Origin of the sequence: Bradyrhizobium sp. LB8.2 (assembly GCF_040548035.1) — a bacterium.
GTDB lineage: Bacteria > Pseudomonadota > Alphaproteobacteria > Rhizobiales > Xanthobacteraceae > Bradyrhizobium.
This window is the reverse complement of record NZ_JBEPQV010000007.1, coordinates 217743-236166: the sequence shown is the minus strand read 5'-3', so window position 1 is coordinate 236166 and position 18424 is coordinate 217743. Positions and strand designations below refer to the sequence as shown.

Sequence of the window (18424 nt, the reverse complement as noted above, 5' to 3'; positions counted from 1 at the left end):
ATTGATACGTCGCTTACTACCGCGTCAGCACACAGCGCCAAGGGCGATTCGGGCTCGGGTTAGAGGCCCAACGGCAAGCCGTAATTGAGCGTCTACGCGGCCGGGGCGACTGATCTCCGAATATACCGAGATCGAAAGCGGACGACGTACAGATCGCCCAAGGCTTGCGGAGGCGCATTCTCCCTGCCGGCTCCACCGAGCTATCCTCGCGCGCATACCAACGCGCGCAACCACGATCCTGACTAGCAGTCGGCGTCGACCTTGGACCGTCGACGGTTTCGGCAGCTCGTTCAACAAGGCAAAGATTGATGCCGGCATGCGGGAGCGGGATCTGTATTTCAACGATCTGCGGGGAACAGCAGCCACGAAATTCTACATTGCTGGCTTCAACGAGCGCGAGATCGCAGAAGCGCTCGCGTGGGAAGAGCGGTCCGTCAACAAGATCATCGAACGCTATGTCGATCGGACGGCCGCCATAAAGGCTAGAATCAAGAAGATGGAGGCCAAAGATTGCACAAATCCAGCAAAACTGCCGGCAAAACCGTCGAGCGAACTTCGGCTAGGTATTGGAGCGGGCGAAGGGAATCGAACCCTCGTATGCAGCTTGGGAAGCTGCCGTTCTACCATTGAACTACGCCCGCAAATCGCTGCTAAATCAATGCGTTACCTGATTCCGCGACTTTTGACCATGTGGCCATCGTGTGGCCGCTGATCTACCGTCACCATACCCTGCTGGCCGCGCGGATCAAGATTGATCCGTGCGCGGGACGGTCCCTAGCCACGGTTGGCCACAACGTAGATATGGGCATCCGCAAAGGCGCCGCAATCTTTGTCGTGCGCTGCTTCAGCAGCTGCCACCGACGCGGCTTTGCTGGGACTCTCTTTTGCGTTTCGGGACTTCTGCAACACGTCACGATTTGCGGCCAGTTTCGTAATCAGCCCGTCCCGGCGCGCAATCGCTTCACCGACGTTCTTAAATGCTGACATATTCATTCTCCTGCGAGCAATGGACGCCGGCTATGGAGCCCGGCGCCTTGCGCTAGACGCTAATCGAGCGGATCGATCGTGGCGTACTGTGCCATCAAGACCTGCTTCATCCCATCGGTGAAGACTTCGATGTAGGCGGTAGCGTACGCCTCGGCGGCGGCATCCTTGGCAGCCTCTTCGGCCGCTTCCTCAATAGTCGGATTATGCCAACACCGCGGGCTCAGATGGCCGAGTTCAGGCGGCAAGCATCCCTCATGCCGATCGAGCAAGCGCTTTATGTCGGGCCTGTTCGTCTTTAGCCATTCACGCTCGGCTGCGTCGCGTGCAGCCTCAATCTTGCTCTCGCGTGCATCGTAACGCTCGCCATCTCGCTTTTGCAGCGCCTTCACTTTCTCGCGTCGCGCCCTACGCTCGGTGATCTCCGCCTTCTCGGCGATTATCTCTGCGCGGCTCCGCCGCTTATGTTTCTTCGGCAACCGAGCAGCGATCTGGTTGTACTTCTCTAAGGCAAGAAGAACGTGCGGTTCGTATTCGGCCATCTAGACCTCCTAATGAGCTACGAATTCCAGCGAGCATATCGCCCACCGTGACCATGACTGTTCTGGCGCGGCGACGTGCTGCGACAGTCGTGAACAAAGACGCGGGTTCTCCTCAGTGGAGACGACGCCGGTCGGGCAGTTCATCGGTTTGAAGTGGGAACCGCTTTCCCGTCACCCTTGCGATGCCAAGCGGAACATCACTGCGTTTTCTACGGGGCACCTTCCGGCCGCCAGACCAATCCGTCAGAAGTCTGGGCTCTCTACGCGGGTAACGGTTCTGATCTAGGTCGTCCCAACGAAGGGGTCAAATCGAAAGTATCGCTATGGTGAATCGGACGCTTGACTCCGCGCTTGCCCGTTCTAGGCTGGCGAGCCTGGGGCAGGCAGATAGAGCAGTGCGTGAGCGCCGCATTAAACAAATTGCTATAGATATCGAGCGACAGGGCGGCGATAGCGACGCGTTCGCCGCGGACTATCTTGCGCTATGATGGCCCAATCACCCCGCCATGGTGAGCGTACGATAGGCGCGCTTGCCAATGAGGTTGACGCGTGGCGGAGAGCCCGCCGCACTGCACGCCACCTCTTTTCGAGCTCGGCACCGGTCAAGCGCGCGGAGTGAGATCGAGTCTTCTGGCAGACCGCCGTCGCGAAGCTTGACCAACTTTGGAAGAGGATCGTCTTTGAACGGCATTTCCTACCGACTTCGAGCGGCTGGACGCTTTCTGCGAAATCCACTCTTTTGACAGGCATCGTCGCGGCGGTGATTGGCCTTTCTAATAGGTGGCCTGTACCTGACGGGAAGCGAAGCGCCATGGAAAGAGATGTCTGCGGCACCTGACTTGACTCCACCCGCCTTAGCGAGCTGGTCACCGGCATGGCAGACGGGGTAACCATTCGCCCGATGAATCGTGGCTACGAGAGGCCTAACCTGAGCACACGTTGCTCTAGAGCATCGGCTCGCACCATCATTGCACTTGCTAAGCGAGATGCGTCGACCCAGAGGCTTCCGAGCGTAACGAGTGCAGGCAGAACGGCTAGAGCGACAATCGGTATTGCGATCATCGCCCAGTCACCTTCAATTGGGTCGTCATTCTTGAATGCAATGATCACGAGCACGATAAACAGCCCTAAAGCAACGACTGAATTGATTTTGACGTAGTTCTTGTATTCATTGAAAAGGCGAATTTTGAAAATGTCGTAGTCGCTCGCAAGCTGTTCATACTCCTCGCGAGCTTCTTGCCCCTTGGCTTTGTCTAGGTCATCGATGCTTGCCCTGATGCGGCTTAGCGTGCGGACGAGAGGTTCTGCTCCAATCTCACCGTAAAGTTGGAGAACGGCACTGCCAATATGCAGACCAACTCCTAGTTGCACTATGCTCGAGAAATCACCATATTTCATCTTGCCGCCCTCAACGCCGGACTGTGATTCGTGACATTCAACCCCGCCATTCTCGATTCCGTCTTGCGCTCGCGCTCGTTGACGCGCCGCCAACTATCGCGCCGCCTAAACATAGACGATGAGGAACTAAATCGCGAGCTTGAGCGCGAGCCCGAGCCGAAGCAGGGCTTGTTGAACGATATCGCCCATGAGTTGTCTCTTCCATCATTTGTTTTCTTCATGGAGCGCGCTCCGAAGCTGCACGACGTCATTCCTGATTTCAGGTCCGACGACCCAAAGCCGCGGCCCAAGTCTAGGGAGACGATTGAATCAATTCAGTTTGCCGAAGGTGTGCAGCGCGCAGCAATAGAGGGCCTCGCCCGCGGCGCTGATGCGCTGCCCCATTTTAACGCCAAGACAAACCGCGAAGTCGACGACTTCGCCTTGTTGGCTCGCAGCTTCTTTGGCATTTCGGTCGAAGATCAACTGGCGGCGAAGGACGCGAAAGCGTTCTACGTGATCGTGCGGAAAAAGATTGAGGACCGAGGCATCTTTGTCCTTCAAGACAGCTTTCCGGAGAAGGATGGCAGCGGCTTCTGCCTATCTCACCCGATTTATCCGGTCATTCTCGTCAATACTAAACAGCAAACTCGCGGCCGACGCCTCTTCACCTTGGTGCACGAACTTGCGCACGTGCTTATGGGCGTCACCGGGATTTCGGACCCGTTCGTCCACGCGAACCGCGTTGAACGGCTGTGCAATCGCTTTGCTGGTAGCTTCTTGGTGCCTGAAAGGTTTGTAGGCAGGTTGCTCGCCAAGATCACTCCGAATAGCGATCCTGATGTGAACATGGTAGCGCGCTGTGCTCGCGCTTTGAAGATCAGCCAGCAGGCGACTGTGTTACGCCTTGAGGAGCTGAAGGTCTTCAAAGACGGCAGTCACGAGAAGTGGCTAAGGGCGATCCATAATCTTGGCAATCCGGATTTTTCTGAGAAGGGCGGCGGCGCCAATGGTCCGCCCCCGCAGGAAAAGGTGAAGCTCGCCCGCTTTGGCTTCAACTTCGCCACGGCATTCGCTCCGCTATTGGAAAGCGGCTCACTAAGCGAAATTAACCTGTATAGGTCGAGCGGCCTCAAGCCTAAGTTTCAGAAGGCCTACTTCGATTTTGCACGGTCTCTAACATCAGACGAACTCCAAGATTTGGGGCTCGATGATGACTGATGACACGCAAGAGTGTAAGTGCGTCATCGACTGCTCCGGACTTCATGAACTCGTAAATACCCGATCTAACAATTTGAAGAAGCCGCTCATCGACGCACTTGCGTCCGGTGAGATTGGTGTCCCCGCGGTGGTATGGAAAGAATTTAAAGAGCTCTACGAAGATGAAGCGGAAGAGCTTGAACCGTCTGTGGTCTACAAGATACCTATGAAAAAGCAGTATCGGGTGGGCGCGGCTCGAATCGCAGACAGATTGAATTCGGGCTTCTCACGCGGCCCTTACGACGGCGAAACAGATTTATACACCGCAGCGATTGCGTCGCTGAACGAGTACCCGCTGATCACGAGCGCGTCGCAGGCGCCCTACTATGATGGAATGGGCTGTGAGGTGATCGATCTGGCAGGTTGGGCGGACCAGTTCGGCTAAGCCCGATGAGTAGCTATTCCGGCAGGAGGACGATCCGCGTCGATTTGCGCAACGCTGCGATCTCTAAGGCGCGCTGGGGCGCGTCTTTGAGAGCCATCTCTTCGGGCAACCGGAGTTGGTGATGCTTGGCCGCGGCGAGGCCGGTTTCAAGGTCCAGTAGTTTCGGCCGCCCGGCTTAACGGCGCGCCTTACGTGTCCTCATCGTAGTGCGCGCCGCTTCGATTGTCGCATTGAAGCGGGCATGCAGTTCGTCAACCGAATAGTGATCGAGCACCTTTTCGTCGCTACCCTGCCCACCAATCGACCCGAGGAAGTCGCCAGCGACAACAAATGCCTGGCTAGGCGTAAACCCCATATCGACAAGGTCGACAAAACTCTTGCCGCCAAAACCTTTCAGGAGCAATTCGCTTCGCGCGAACGATATGTGATCAACGCCATGTTTCCCGAGAAACTGGTTCAGCCTCAAGTTCGACTTCGTCATCATGGTGTCACCTCTCGTTTGTTTTTGCGCCGGGACTATCCCGGAGCCGCATCATCTTTGAGAAAGCACCTTGGGCGGGAAGCTCGCCTAGGTTGCCACATGCGTCACCGACAGATGACGCTCTTGATGCAAGAGCCATGTAAGCAGGACAAGACCGCGTTCGCAAGCGGCCGGGGACGCCATCTCAAGGCGTGGTTAATTCAGCATACAGCCGTCTGTCGTCAGTCCTGCTCTCTACAAATCAACCCCCCGGTGGCGAGTTTGGATTTCAAAACTCGTTTCTCTTTTTCAGAATTCCGACCCTCCCGACAAATCGCGAGCTTGCGCATGGGCACATAAGCTTTTGGCCACTCCCTGCGATTTAGGGTCCTACCCGCTAGCTCGATCCACCCACTTCCGCCCTTCCGAATTCGCCCCAGCGCTCGGCCGCCCGATACAGCGCGGCGCAAGATCACTGTTCATTCGCGTCAACGCTTCCTTCACCATGATCTTGCCCAAGGCGGAGGCAGCATGGCCGAACATGGTTAAGCGGTTTCGCATAGTACCCGTTATGGAATCTTTTCGGGCTCGCGCAAGCCGCGTGCCAGCCTCTTTGATGGGCAAATGCATAGCTCTGCCGAAACAGCCCAAGCCATGTGCCCGGCGCATTAGGGATTCGTTAACGCTCGCGTCGGTTGAGATCGTATGTGCACGAACGATCCAGTGGGACTTCGTCTTGCCCGAACTTCTACCGTATGTTTCGGGTTGTCCGAAGGTGAGCTTTTGATCTCGCCAATGTTCGAGTGTCGTTAAGGTTAATAAAGATAGTTAACGGCCCGGATTTTCATCCGACGCAGAAGCGAATTCGAGCGTAATCGAACACAGCGACTCCACTTCCTCCACCCACAAGCCAATTCACCGCGAGCCCGAGACCCGAGCGTTTTGATTAAACGGAAAAAGTCCTTATCGAGTGAGGTAAGTGGGGTATTGAGACCTCAGTTACGCGTACGTGTGTGAAATACATGTCTACATGGGCTCAAATGCCCTACCTGCCTTACTCATTCTCCCTCCGGCATTTAATCAAAACTCAATAGCTTGCGCGCTGTCGCCGGCCGGATGGGCCGGAGGCGACAACCTCATGAAGCCGCGCACGATCGGCCCTGCCGAGCCGCAGCAACAGGAGGCTAGAACTCCTGACATTCGCGCTCGACGCCTCCCAATAATGGATCGGTAACCTCTGCGTCGCGTTCCGCTTGCGTCGACATCAGTTCGTGCGAGGGTTGAAGGTAGCAACCGCTGGGCGAGGCCGAGGATGAGCACTTCTAACAGTAGGCGATCGAGCACCGATTTCCTTTACTCCGAGATCGTAGTTGTTTGTCTGGTCGTGTGGTATCATTGGAGCTGGGATGCAGCTCTCATCACGGGCGTCTGCTTAACGGCGGTGTTCGTCCTGATTTCCCGACTGAGCAGCGAGGACAGCAACTTCGTTTGCGCGTTGTTGGGCGTGGCGTGGGCGTCTGGAGCACTCTTTCTCTTGCTGACGGTCAAAGCGTCGTTTCTCACCTGCGCGGTCTTCGTTCCTCTCGCGGGGATGTTCGGCTACGCGGGCCACCTCATGGCGATCGAATACTTTCGCGCAAGCGCGCCACCACACGGCACCCCTCAGTGAGGCATAACGGGTCTCGGGAAGAGTGGCGAACGCTGTAGGCCGGGACAGGCCCCTTGAGTCGCCATTTGGTCCTAGAGCGGACCTTTGCGAGAACCCACGAAACTGCCTGCAAGTGAGACCCATTGCAGACATTCAGTCGCCAACTGCTCCCTTCGGCTGCAAAAACTCTTTTTGAGTGCGGCCGGGCCGTCAGATAGGACGATGGCGGGTTCCCTTTCCTAATATGCACGCAAACGGGCTTTAGGTTCCGCTAAACCCTTCGAAACATTGAATTAATCATGTACGTTTCGCCGATAGCTGTTGCAGGCGGGCTACAGCATTACCCCGCGATCACATTATCATGACCAAGATGGCAGACGTTTTTCGTCGTTATCGAATTTTTGGGGAGAGACACATGAAGAAACTTCTTTTGGCTGCAGCTAGCATGATGGTGTTGAGCCTATCTGTTCCAGCAAGTGCAGCGGATATGGCGGCCCGTCCTTACACGAAGGCACCGGTCGCGCCCGTCGTTGCAGTCTACAATTGGTCCGGCTTTTATGTCGGCGGTCATATCGGCTGGGGCTGGGGTCAGGTTGACAGCACTATTGCCGCGCCGGGCACCGTTTCATTTCCTACAGGCACGCCACTCAATCGGACCGACACGGACGGCTTCCTTGGCGGCGTGCAAGGCGGCTTCAACTGGCAAATTAATAGCCTGGTTCTCGGCATCGAAGGCGAATATACGTGGACCGATATAAAGGGCAGCTCTAGCACTGTAAGTCCGCTGTTCCCGGCCGTCGTAACCTCTACGAATGTCAAGACCGACGACATCGCGATGGTAACTGGCCGCATCGGTTACGCCGCGAATGAATGGTTGTTTTACGCGAAGGGCGGCTGGGCCTGGACCCATGGCGGCTCGAATGGCCTTGTAACTGTCGCGGGTGCCCCGTTCTCTAATACGTCTACCTCCGTAGATCGCGATGGTTGGGTCGTCGGCGCGGGCGTCGAATGGGGCTTCGCGCCGAACTGGTCTGCGAAAGTCGAGTACAATCACATTGACCTCGGGTCGAAGATTGTCACGGTTAACCAGACGGTTGGAGCTGCCACCTTTGTCGACTCTTCCACAAAATTGGATTTGGTCAAGGCGGGCGTGAACTATCGCTTCAATTGGGGCGGCGCGGGCGTAACCAGGTACTGAGCTTCTGAATACCCACCCAGTCAACTAAGCCCGGCTATCCTTTGGCCGGGCTTTTTCTTGGCTAAGACGGCAGATTATTTCGAAAGCTATTATAGGCAGCATACTGAACTTGGGCCGACCGCACGGGGGCACATCGTGCAGATCAAGCTTCCCATGACCGATCTCAAGGCAACGCAACGCATCGACAGTATGGCACTCAAGGACGAAGACGGGAGACACGTGGGCCAATACTTTTTCGGGAAGGGCCATGGACGCACCGTCTTCCTATTGGGAAGTTACAAAGGCACTTTCAAAACTCACGCGGAATGCCAGGCGTTCGTTGATGGAGTCCTTGCGGTCCTCAATCATTCTTCTGGCGCCTCGGCACATTCGTAATTGACCTCCAGCTTATTGTCCGCTCATGGCCCATCGCGTCGGTTGGCGCAGTGCACCGGCAGGTCGGGAGTCAGGGGCAGAGCAGAAGTCATCGCCTCCAGTGCGGACCGCCGCCTTTGACCCACAGCCGACAATCGCCCTGCCAGCCAACCTCTAAGTGTTAGACTATTGTGCAAGTATTTTGCGAATTGCCGTTTTGCAATAATCTCTGCGGGCGGGCTTCTTTGTTCGAAGGGAGGACGTGATGAAATCAGGCAATATAGTTTTTGCTTTGCTATCATTGGCAATTGTCCTTGGATGCCCAATTGTTGCCTCTTCCGAAGATGCTCCTAAGGACAACAGGGGATTTACGGCGAGCAAGACAACCGTTGTCGACCTGGGTCCTGAAATTGAGGGAATGACGGGGCGACAACTACGACTACGATTGCTCACTATTGAACCGGGAGGTCATATCGGATTGCACAGTCACAAGGACAGGCCCGCCGTAGTTTATTTCCTCGAGGGGCACGATACGGTCACCCTTGCGGACGGCACGTCGAGGACCTTTGGTCCGGGAGATACGTCTTCTGCCGCAAAAAACACTACTCATTGGCATCATAACGACGGTAAGGAGCCCGTCACTTTGATCGCAGTCGACATCTTCAAACCCGCCAAGTGACTTCAGAACGGATTTGACGAGTGGTTGATTGAGGTGGCGGTTTGCTGCGTTGCATTCGTCAGGTCTTGGCCCATCGCGTCGGTCGGCGCAGTGCATCGGCAGGTCTGGAGTGGGAGTCGAGCGGAAGTCGTCCGGCGTGGAGGCCAGAGGCGCTTGTGACCTATAGGCGACATTCGCCTAATCGAAATTTCGAGGCGTAGCAGTCTCGTGCCGTAGCGTACACCCGCCTTACAAGGGCTTGATCTCCACCTTGCGGAACTTAATCGCTCCCGCGCCGTGTTGCAGGGCGATCGAGCCTTCATCGAACATTCCGTTCCGCAGCTCGGCCGTTTTCTGTCCGTTGAGCACGACCGTGATGTCGCGCCCCTTCGCCGTAATCTCGAAGGTATTCCATTTGCCGCCGGCTTTCGGCATCGGATTGATCTCGACGTAACGTGTGATCGCGCCAGTGCCGTAACTCGGATCGGGCCGCTGGTCAAAGATATTTGCTTCGTAGCAGGTACGGTCGGTGATCTTCTTGGCGTCGAGGCAGCGGAAATAAATGCCGCTGTTTGCATCATCGCTCGGCCAGAATTCGACGCGCAGCACGAAATCCTTGTACGGCTTCTTGCTGACGAGATAACCGGCCTCTTTGTCTTCCATCTTGTCGGCAATTACTGTGCCGTCCGCCAGATGCCAATTGGATTTCCCGACTTGATCCCATTGTTCGAGGTCTTTGCCGTCGAACAGCGTGATCCAGCCCGCTTCCTGAGCTTTAGCCTGCGGCAGCGCCTGACTCATGGCGAAACCCGAGGCGACGAGTGCAAGTGCGAATTGCAAAGAATGTCGCAACGTCTTTGGCATAATTATCTCCTCCTGGTTGTCTGCCGATTGTCTCTCCGGGCCGCTAGTCTGATAATAGGCCCTTGCGCAAATTCTGGCTATTCAACGAAGATAGGAGAGGCGTGGATGGACGGAGGGCTCCACATGACGAAGTTGGCGATGCGCTCACAGCCTTCGCATGAGGTGCCGTTTGGGGCGACGAGGCGCTAAAGCTGTGCGACCGCAGTCGTGGACGCGCTGCGCTACCGATCGCGACGTAACGGATCAAGCCGTCTCCCAATGTCGCCTATTGGACAAGCGCATGCAAAACCTGCGCGCTAAAAGCTCAATGCACGACAGGCGCCGAGCGCCGCATCTCACGCTGGGAGCACGAAGCTGTTTTGGAGAGAGTTCAGACGCGGCTCGACCACAACCCCAACGCAATGGGTGTCCGCCGTCAGACAGTAGAGCATCCGTTCGGCACGATAAAGTGTTGGATGGGAGCAACACACTTTCTCACGAGAAATCTGCCAAAGGTGGCCACCGAGATGGCGCTCAATGTCCCCGCCTACAATATGAAGCGCGTAATGACGATCGTGGGCGTGGGCGGATTGCTGGAGGCGATGCGGGCGTGAGGTCGGCCCTCCGAGCGACAAAATCAGCGCCACAAATTACGCGATTCTTACACGGCCTGGGCCCTTAGTGAACTCCCGAGCGCTTCCGGCCTAGTCCGCTGTCCGAGATCAAGCAGACATAGCTCCCAAATGTCTGCCGTGGATCGATCGCACACATAAACGACTCGACCGTCTCGGCCGTCGGCAACAGATCGCCGGCTCGTATAAACATCGCGATTTGCAGAGTAAAACGCGTGCGGAGCACGTGCAGAAAACGAACGCAAAACGCTAGTTGTTTGTCGAGTGTTGCAGCCTTAGAATCTAAGGCATGACAATTGATCCTCAAAAATTGCCCATCATTGCCGTTAGCCCTGTGCAAGCGGCTAAACTTCTCGGCATTGATGCGCGGCACATCGCCAACGCGGTGCGTTCTCAGGAGCTGCCAGCGCATCAGCGCGGGCAAGCCGTCCGTGTGACGCTGCATCAGTTGGAGCAGTGGATCGAGAGCTGGCCCCATCCCAAGCGGCGCCAGAGACGAAAGGAAGCCAACAATGCCGATTGCATTTGAGTACCGTGATCCCTGCCTCACAATCGAAGACTTGACGGTTAAGGCAGGCTGCCAACCCTCAGCCGTTCGCGAAGCCATCGAACTATTTGGCCCGCAATTCAAGAATATGGACGGCGAGCTTTTGTATCGCGGCTCCGAAGGCCGGTTCGAGGGTATGACCATCGAAGAGTTCTGCGCGTCAGAGCATCTGAAGAAAGCTAAGCCGCACTGGTTTTTCGCTGACAGCATCGTGTCGCTCGAAGAACAGGCGTTCGGCGGGCCGACGATCAACTTGAAGGCCCGCGGCGAGCTAATGAAGGAAGTTGGCACCCCGCTCTACACTGAGCTGATGGTGCGTTGGGGTGCGACGCATACCAAAAACGGAGTATCGCCCGGCCCCTCGCCCAAGGAAACGGATCGCTCGCCCGAAGGTGCGGCAAAGGCAAACAACCCGTGGAGCAAGGCCGGATGGAACTTAACGGCTCAGGGCAGCCTGATCCGGGCCATCGGATTAGAAAAGGCCCAAGGCGTTGCCAAGGCTGTACGTTCGTACGTCGGTGCCACGAAGCCTTCGCTCTGAGAAGCAGCTCCAACGACAGTTGCAAGACACCTGCTCCATCCGAGGTGAATTCCGCTTCAGCGATCTTAGCCACCTTTGATCGCTGATCAGGCGGCCCGCAGCGAGACCTCCGGAAGATGTCCACGCCGCGGGCGCCTGCCCTCTCGAAAGGAATCCTACATGTTTAACATCTTCGATGCGAGCGGCTCACGAGTCCGCCGCGATATCACCGCTGAGGAATTGGCGGCCCTTCCGCAAGCAGAGCAAGAAATCGCGCCACGGTACATCGCGGCCGCGCTAGATGATGAGGAGGCCGCGGATGCAGTGCGTGAGGCCGAGCGCGTTCTGCGGCAGTGTCAGCGCGAGGAAGATGCGGCAATTTTAGCGGCCCAATCTGATCCCGCTCAAGATCGTATCGACGCTCTGAGGGCCGTCATCGCTGCGAACCAGTAGTCGGTAATCCCATTGCCCCGGTCTTCAAGCAGCCGGTGCAAAACCTGAGGCGGTCGGGTCGAGTTTTGGGTCTCATATCCGGCCGCCTCATTTCTCTCGAAGGAAATCTCATGTCCGACCTCGACCTCTCCAAGCTTAACGATAAAAATCCGACTCATTGGACCGATTCCGGCGAGCCCTCGCTCGCGGCGGTGAAAGCCATCGTCGGCAGAGCCGTGTCCCGTGACGAAGTCCGGGCGAGCGGTCGGATGCGCGGGCAAGCGACCTCTGCCAAGCCTGTCGTCAATTATACGTTGGAGATCGCCAAGAAAGCGCTGGCAACTCAGGAAGCCATCAAGCGGCTCGCCGCTGCCAAGGCTGTGTTGAAAGAAAAGAGTGCCGCGTTCGCTGCCGTGCATGCTGAAATGATGCGCGCTTCGCCCCCTCTCTCAAGCGACGAAGTTTATCGCGCGCATCTCGCCGCGCTCGCAAAGCACGAGCCGGCGAAGCCTGTTGAGCTCAAGCCGGCCAGCAAGCTCGACGCCATCATGCAGGCCGCGCCGCGCCGCGGCGCTTGCGATGTCACTGGCAACACGCGTCGGGTGCGGAGCATTTGGCGATGAAGCGCGACCCTGAGCTTCTACAGAAGCTGATCGACGGAATTACTGAGACTGGCACGATCAAGAATGCATGCCGCATGCACGGCGTGAGCAATGGTGCGTTTTTCAATTGGTGCAAGCAATCAACCACGATCGGCGACGAAGAGTTTATGGTTTCGATCGGCGATGAGCCGATGCTATTCCACAACGCAGTGAGGAGCGCCCAGCGGGCGGTCAGCTTTGAGATATTGGAAAACTTCCGCTACCGAATGCTACACGGCACGGACGAAGTCGCCAGATTTCAAGGAAAAACGGTCTTTCAGCGTTTCCCTGAATTAGACGGCTGGAGCGACGACGAAATCCGCGAGGTGGGTCTTGAGCGGTATAAGCGCGACCCACTGACCGGTGATTTCATGCCCGAGCTGATCCATCATGAACCAGTCATGCAAGGCGTCCTTGCTCTGCTTGCGGCTGAGTACGGCAGCCTCTTCGGAAATAAGCAGACTATCGAGGTCAATAGCCGGACGACCGGCGTGCAGGTCGTCAAGCATCAATTCGCACCAAAGCCACGTCCCGTGCAGGAGATCGCGCCGGCTCCGCCCATTGCCACGATCGAGGCACCGATTGATGCCGAGGCTACTGATATCGTAACCAACGATCTCAGCGACACCGAACCTGACGACCTGAGCGATGTTCTCGGCGAAGCGCCGCGGTCCGCAGAGCCCGTCACGCCGCCACCGCCGACTCTTCCCACCGGTGCAACACCTCCACCGGGGCAACCGGCGAAGCCGCTTTCTGAGCTCCAGCGTGATTTGCTGGATCGGCTGGCTCGGCGCCCGGGCGCTGCTCGCGCTTCCGCCGTTGTAATGCCGAACGTCGGAAGGCCGGAGGCTGATGATCTCGATCCTAGACGCACGGGCGCGGGGTCGGCCCCACCCGCTAATGCAATCAAGATGGTCTAGGCCCATGCCCGATATCTTCGACGATCTGATTGGCGGAGGCGCCGACGAAGGTCCGCTCGGCAATACCGTGTCCGCGGCGTTGGTCTCCGCCCACGTGCTCGTGGTCCCAGACAAATCGCCAACGGGGCAGTGCATGCACGTTGAAGAGAGGGTCTATCTGCGCACCGCCGGCGTCCCGCAGGTCGTTTTCGAAGCCGTTGATCCGGATACCGGCGAGGTCGCCTTCGAAAATGAGACACAGTTTAGACTTGCGATGGACTCGCTCACGTCCGTCAGCGTCGACACTGCGCTGACATGGAGTGTCGAGCGCGTTAGCGCGGTCTTTGATGCGCACCGCGACGAGCTGGAGGAAGCTTACTTTGCCGGTTTGGAGAGCGCCGGACCAAGGCAACAAGCTCCCGGCGCCGACGCCGTGCAGCCGCGCGCCCGGATGCCTCACACGACCGGTCGGGACGGGCGAGGCCGGAAATGAGTGCCGCCCTGCGGTACGAAGTGGACGGCGCGAGGTCACGCACGGGTTTGCCCGATCCTACGGGAGCCGCGCCCGGATTCTGGGGAGACCCTGGCGGGTATACGGGAGGAATGCGTCGCTGCCGCGCGGCTTCAAAAACCGCTCAGAGGGCCTTCTCGTGCGGCCAACTCTGGGTGGACGAACTTTAATAAGAGTTCCAACGCCGTCGGAAAATAATCCGCAATGAACTTTAGCGCCGCTGTGCTATTGTTCCAACGCTGATCGCTGAAGCCGGACATGGGTCCGTGCGTGCCGCTCCTCCGCGGCTAGGGCCAGATCAGCCTCTCAATGACATCCCTGAAATCAAAAAGGCCGCCGGGGCTCGACATCCCGACGACCTTTGAATGAGTGCACGACGACCTTGCTGGGTCTCGGGCGCGACAGACGCGAAACGACCGCATCCATGACTCTCACCTACCGAATTTCAGAATCTTCGTCAACGACGAACATCGCAAAGTTGCAAAAACTTTCGCGGCGCGCGTTCGCATGCGCGTATCTCAACCATGCCGTCCCCCTCCGGCCAGCCACAGGAGGTCACGTTGGCTAGTTTACTCATGTCTGAGCTCGGCGCCGAACTTGACGCTTTACAAATCAGAGTCGACGCTGGCGATGCTAGCTCCGCTACAAGCCTACTTCACCATCGCGCCGGGAGAGCCTACTTCGGTGCGCTCCGTGAAAAGAGCTTTCTTGAGCTCAAACGGGTCGAGGACGGTCCATATAGCCGACGGCGCTATAACAAAGCCCTCCATCTCGCCGCTCAAACTACAAGTCATCTCGCGACGGTCGAAGGCCTTTATGATCTCGGCGTTTTCTCGATGCGTGAACGCTGCGAAGCAACCGCGGCCGAGGAGCGTGCAGGCATGATCCTTCAGGCTCTTGCTGACAAGCGCGCATGGCTTCAGGACAGCAAAGGATTATCCCGCGGCAAGCACCGCGCCGTGTCAGACGGCTGCGTCCGCACAGGTCGATATAAAATGGTTGATGGCGTCCGGATGCCGGTTATGAGGGTCGTCCAATGACGTTCACAGAGTTCCTACAAACGCGGAACGTTACCGACTCCCCTCGCGGCGCGTTCATCGCTGAGGCGAAGACACTGATCAACGCTGGCGTCTTTCCTCAGGTGAACGCCTGGCCGGAATTGTACCGCTTTCTCATCCGTCGCCACGCGTCTACTGAAACCATCTCGCTCGTCCGCCAGCTTTGGCGGAAGTTCGAATCTGTCGGAGTCCCCGCATGACAAAGTCCCCTGAGCCGATCCTTATCCAACCGCATGATCCGGGCAGCGCGGCAAAACTGTTTCGGGAGATGCGCAGGCCCACGTTGATCAACCATCAAGACGAGTGGTTGGTTTGGAACGGCGCGGCCTATGCGTCGCTGGACGATGACACCATTCAATCTGAGGTCCGGACTTTCCTCGAAGCTTGCTCTGAAAAACGTATCAAAGAGGTTCGCGGAGAGATAGTGGAGGATCTTACGATCTTTCGCCCAAAGCGGAATGATGTCGACGAGGTCTATAAAGCACTCAAGGATAATTTCCACGTCCCGCCCGAAACGATGGAACCACCCTGCTGGCTTGACGGTACGGATCAACAATACGCTGGTCTCAATCCGCGCAACCTCATCTCGTGCAAAAATGGATTGGTTGATATCACAACGCGGAAGCTGTACCGGCCGACGCCGCAGTTTTTCACGCGCACCAGCCTCGATATCGATTTTGATCCAACCGCCCCGCGACCGGATCGCTTCCTGAGCTTTCTCGGCGAAGTCACAGCCGAGCGTCAACCGCTAATCGACCTCTTGCAGGAGATGACCGGTTATCTCGTGTGCGGCGACACCTCTTTGCAGAAAGTCTTCTTCTTCCGAGGTAAGCGTCGAGCCGGTAAGGGCACGATCCTCCGCACCTTGGAGGAATTGATCGGCAGGAAAAACATTGCAACGCCAACCATTCGCAACCTGCCCAGTCAGTTCGGCATGCAGAGCCTGATCGGAAAACCACTCGCCGCGATCAGCGACATGAATTGCGACAACAGCAACGCGCTGAGCGAAGCGGGCAGCGTCATCAACGGCATCTCCGGCGAAGACACGCAAACGATTCCGCGAAAATTCCACACCGATTGGATTGGGAGGCTGGGGGCGCGCTTCCTCCTGATCAGCAACCGCATGCCCAACTTCGGAACGAACACCGATGCGTTAGCCGCGAGGCTGCTAATCATTCCCTTCGATGTGTCATTCGAGGGCCGCGAGGACTTCGATCTAGACAGCAAGCTCCACGCTGAGCTTTCCGGGATCTTGAACTGGGCGCTTGACGGGCTGGACACACTCAAACGGCGCGGGCGCTTCGTCGAGCCGGAAGACAGCAAGGTCTCGAAGCGCAATCTTTTGCTGCAATCCAACCCTGTGCACGGCTTCGTCGCCGAATGTTGCAGGGTGGAAGCGGGGGCGGAGACAGATAAGGATGTCCTGTACGATGCATTCAAAACGTTCTGCCGTCAAAGCGGATTCAACGTCACAAAGACCAAGCCAAAATTCAGCCAAGACCTCTACGATCTCTTCAACCTCGATGACCGACGACGCAACACTGATGGCGGTCAGGAACCCGTCTTCGCGGGCATCCGCTTGAACGATGAACTTCTGCCGGAATACTTCGTGATCGACCGAGACCTCATGGAGCTGGGGCTCGGGGCCTGCCATTCATTGAAGCTCGACAAGCGGGGCTGGCCCATTGCTCGCACCGATGCCGGCTCAGATTTCTTATAAGAGCGAAGCCTTTTGAGCTTAGCGCTTTCTCGCGCTTTCACGGCGGCTTCGGACCGAAGCACGCTGAGCGCGAGCGAGCGCCTGTGCGGCATCCTCTGTCCGTGCTCTTGCTGCTTCGGCCGATTGTGCAAGGCCAGCGTCTATGTCAGCTTCAAATGTCCGCGCGTTGAGGCCGAGCAGCTCGACCATCCGCTTGCTCATGCGGTTTTGTTCCTCCCGCATTTTCGGACCGTTGGCTAGGATCAGGGTGGCGATGTATTTCTGTGAAATGCCCTCCGGGGCATGCCCCATCAAGAAATGGCGGATGAGATCGTCAATGCCGAGATCGGCCGCAACGGTCGAATAGGTGTGCCGCAGCATATTGCCCCGTGCCGGCAAATCGTCTCGGTGTCCTGCCTGCGCACAACCGGGGAACATGAGTGCATCCGGCGTCACTGAGTAGCCCGCCGCCTCTGCGGCTTCGCGAGCCATGTTTAGTGCAGCGACAATCTCTTCACTGACCGGGATCACGATATCCTTGCCGGCCTTTGCTTTAGCGATCACAAGCGTCCGCTCATTGTCGGCATACGCTTCCCAGCGCAGCCGGGCCAATTCACCGGGCCGAGGCCCGACTAGTAGCGCGGTGAGGTGGTAAGCTTGGCGGACTGCATTGTCGATTTTCCGCCACGCCTTCAGCCATGCTGGAAAGCTCTTGAACGGGAGCGCGTTTTGCTTAGCGCTTTCTTCATTGAACTCGACGGCAGAGGTCGGCAGACGCTGCGGGAGCGTCACGTCAAGTCGAGAAGCCCGCTTGTAGGTCGCACGGATGACGCGGGCGCAATGGTTTGCTGAGACCGGCCCGTTTTTCTTCGTCACCCCAGCGTGCCACGAGGAAACGGCACCGGGGCTCATAGCCATTTCCGCCAGCGTCCACTTCGCGAACTTCGGCAAAATGATCCCGTCGCCAAGCTTTTTGACGTTGTAGTACCAACGCGGCGGCTTTCCGCGCTTCTCTGCCTTGCTCTTCAGATATTCCAAGTAGGCAGCAAACGCGATCTCGAACCGAACCGAGCTGCGCTTGTTCGGAGCCGCTTCACCGCTATGTACGTTGCCGACCGCGATCTCGGCGGCCTTGCGTGCATCCTCAGTGTTCATCATCGGCCATTCGCCGAGCGTCCGGAAAATGGTGGTGCGAACCCCCTTCTCGCGACGGCGTCGCCTAAAGCGCCAGATCGTTCGATTGGCCCCCACGAAGACGAAGAGCCCCTTTACGATGCTGTCCGGGTACTCAACGCCTTCCGACCGCTCCGCCTCGCTACCGAGGGTCCTGCGATCCGCCACGTCGCTGTCAGCGAATTCGCGGAGCGCTTCTATATGGTCGTCTGTGAACTTCCGTGGCGCCCGCTCAGGAGCCTTGCGGGGCTTTCGAAGCGCCAGTTTTCGTGTGGCCATCATGTGGACAGTTTCCGGCTTTTGGACCGGCTCCCGCGCTGTGCGACGAGGCGAGGGATAGCACGAAATGCCTTAAAAATAAGGGTCTCTGACGTATTTTGGGTGACTTTGGCGGGATGAGGTAAACGGCGTTTTTATGCTTGGGAAGCTGCCGTTCTACCATTGAACTACACCCGCTGATGCGCAAGCCTGCGCGCCTCTGATTAGCCGAGACGGCGCGTGCCGCCAAGCGCTTTGGCGCAGCCGGCCTGCCGCTTCTTAACTTTCCGGTAAGATTTTGGGTGCGCCGGATTGTGGCGGTGTTATGATCGCCTGTCTGGGGAG

At 57.4% G+C, this 18424-nt stretch carries 19 protein-coding genes, 1 tRNA gene and 1 pseudogene; 14 read left to right on the top strand and 7 right to left on the bottom strand.

The features are described from left to right. Positions 1 to 567: 567 nt before the first annotated feature. The 4 genes from ABIB06_RS11985 to ABIB06_RS11970 all read right to left on the bottom strand — a co-directional run bounded on the left by ABIB06_RS11985 (position 568) and on the right by ABIB06_RS11970 (position 2924). A tRNA-Gly gene (locus tag ABIB06_RS11985) sits at positions 568 to 641 on the bottom strand. Positions 642 to 774: 133 nt separating this feature from the next. Beyond that, positions 775 to 987, bottom strand: a complete 213-nt coding sequence (locus tag ABIB06_RS11980; RefSeq protein ID WP_354068692.1) for a hypothetical protein — start codon at positions 985 to 987, stop codon at positions 775 to 777. Positions 988 to 1046: 59 nt separating this feature from the next. After that, the gene (locus tag ABIB06_RS11975) at positions 1047 to 1526 is read right to left on the bottom strand and encodes a hypothetical protein (protein ID WP_354068694.1); all 480 of its coding nucleotides are present in this window, start codon (positions 1524 to 1526) and stop codon (positions 1047 to 1049) included. 912 nt (positions 1527 to 2438) lie between these two features. Then, positions 2439 to 2924 (bottom strand): hypothetical protein, encoded by a 486-nt coding sequence (locus tag ABIB06_RS11970; RefSeq protein WP_354068696.1) that lies wholly within the window; start codon positions 2922 to 2924, stop codon positions 2439 to 2441. Positions 2925 to 2954: 30 nt separating this feature from the next. Here ABIB06_RS11970 and ABIB06_RS11965 point away from each other — a divergent pair, with 30 nt between their 5' ends. Both ABIB06_RS11965 and ABIB06_RS11960 read left to right on the top strand, forming a co-directional pair. Next, positions 2955 to 4124, top strand: a complete 1170-nt coding sequence (locus ABIB06_RS11965) for an ImmA/IrrE family metallo-endopeptidase (protein ID WP_354068698.1) — start codon at positions 2955 to 2957, stop codon at positions 4122 to 4124. Positions 4125 to 4197: 73 nt separating this feature from the next. Beyond that, on the top strand, positions 4198 to 4548 hold the full coding sequence (locus ABIB06_RS11960; protein WP_354068701.1) for a hypothetical protein: 351 nt from the start codon (positions 4198 to 4200) through the stop codon (positions 4546 to 4548). Positions 4549 to 4723: 175 nt separating this feature from the next. Here the strand turns inward: ABIB06_RS11960 and ABIB06_RS11955 are convergent, their stop codons facing one another. Then, positions 4724 to 5032: a hypothetical protein gene (locus ABIB06_RS11955; protein WP_354068703.1), complete on the bottom strand. Its 309-nt coding sequence runs from the start codon at positions 5030 to 5032 to the stop codon at positions 4724 to 4726. A gap of 1288 nt (positions 5033 to 6320) precedes the next feature. Between ABIB06_RS11955 and ABIB06_RS11950 the strand changes: the two genes are divergently transcribed. From ABIB06_RS11950 to ABIB06_RS11940, 3 genes are all read left to right on the top strand, one after another. Continuing rightward, positions 6321 to 6677 (top strand): hypothetical protein, encoded by a 357-nt coding sequence (locus tag ABIB06_RS11950; RefSeq protein ID WP_354053100.1) that lies wholly within the window; start codon positions 6321 to 6323, stop codon positions 6675 to 6677. 394 nt (positions 6678 to 7071) lie between these two features. Beyond that, positions 7072 to 7854 (top strand): outer membrane protein, encoded by a 783-nt coding sequence (locus ABIB06_RS11945; protein ID WP_354053099.1) that lies wholly within the window; start codon positions 7072 to 7074, stop codon positions 7852 to 7854. Between the two features lie 619 nt (positions 7855 to 8473). Continuing rightward, positions 8474 to 8887 (top strand): cupin domain-containing protein, encoded by a 414-nt coding sequence (locus ABIB06_RS11940; RefSeq protein ID WP_354053098.1) that lies wholly within the window; start codon positions 8474 to 8476, stop codon positions 8885 to 8887. 228 nt (positions 8888 to 9115) lie between these two features. Here the strand turns inward: ABIB06_RS11940 and ABIB06_RS11935 are convergent, their stop codons facing one another. Continuing rightward, entirely contained in the window at positions 9116 to 9730 is a 615-nt protein-coding gene (locus ABIB06_RS11935; RefSeq protein WP_354053097.1) for a 3-keto-disaccharide hydrolase, read from the bottom strand. A gap of 266 nt (positions 9731 to 9996) precedes the next feature. Here ABIB06_RS11935 and ABIB06_RS11930 point away from each other — a divergent pair. From ABIB06_RS11930 to ABIB06_RS11890, 9 genes and pseudogenes are all read left to right on the top strand, one after another. After that, positions 9997 to 10323: pseudogene (locus ABIB06_RS11930) on the top strand (transposase); the annotation flags it as partial. A 307-nt stretch (positions 10324 to 10630) separates the two neighbouring features. Next, positions 10631 to 10870, top strand: a complete 240-nt coding sequence (locus ABIB06_RS11925) for a helix-turn-helix domain-containing protein (RefSeq protein WP_354053096.1) — start codon at positions 10631 to 10633, stop codon at positions 10868 to 10870. Next, on the top strand, positions 10854 to 11429 hold the full coding sequence (locus ABIB06_RS11920; protein WP_354053095.1) for a hypothetical protein: 576 nt from the start codon (positions 10854 to 10856) through the stop codon (positions 11427 to 11429). The genes ABIB06_RS11925 and ABIB06_RS11920 overlap by 17 nt, the downstream gene beginning before the upstream one ends. 159 nt (positions 11430 to 11588) lie before the next feature. Beyond that, on the top strand, positions 11589 to 11861 hold the full coding sequence (locus ABIB06_RS11915; RefSeq protein WP_354068705.1) for a hypothetical protein: 273 nt from the start codon (positions 11589 to 11591) through the stop codon (positions 11859 to 11861). 110 nt (positions 11862 to 11971) lie between these two features. Then, positions 11972 to 12463, top strand: coding sequence for a hypothetical protein (locus ABIB06_RS11910; RefSeq protein WP_354053093.1), 492 nt, complete (start codon positions 11972 to 11974; stop codon positions 12461 to 12463). Continuing rightward, positions 12460 to 13401 (top strand): hypothetical protein, encoded by a 942-nt coding sequence (locus tag ABIB06_RS11905; protein WP_354068707.1) that lies wholly within the window; start codon positions 12460 to 12462, stop codon positions 13399 to 13401. The genes ABIB06_RS11910 and ABIB06_RS11905 overlap by 4 nt, the downstream gene beginning before the upstream one ends. 4 nt (positions 13402 to 13405) lie before the next feature. Further along, entirely contained in the window at positions 13406 to 13873 is a 468-nt protein-coding gene (locus ABIB06_RS11900) for a hypothetical protein (protein ID WP_354068709.1), read from the top strand. A 578-nt stretch (positions 13874 to 14451) separates the two neighbouring features. Continuing rightward, complete coding sequence (locus tag ABIB06_RS11895; protein ID WP_354053090.1) at positions 14452 to 14931, top strand: hypothetical protein; 480 nt, start codon at positions 14452 to 14454, stop codon at positions 14929 to 14931. A 214-nt stretch (positions 14932 to 15145) separates the two neighbouring features. Further along, positions 15146 to 16669, top strand: coding sequence for a DNA primase family protein (locus ABIB06_RS11890; protein ID WP_354068711.1), 1524 nt, complete (start codon positions 15146 to 15148; stop codon positions 16667 to 16669). Between the two features lie 18 nt (positions 16670 to 16687). Here the strand turns inward: ABIB06_RS11890 and ABIB06_RS11885 are convergent, their stop codons facing one another. Further along, on the bottom strand, positions 16688 to 18103 hold the full coding sequence (locus ABIB06_RS11885; protein ID WP_354068713.1) for an integrase arm-type DNA-binding domain-containing protein: 1416 nt from the start codon (positions 18101 to 18103) through the stop codon (positions 16688 to 16690). Positions 18104 to 18424 lie beyond the last annotated feature (321 nt).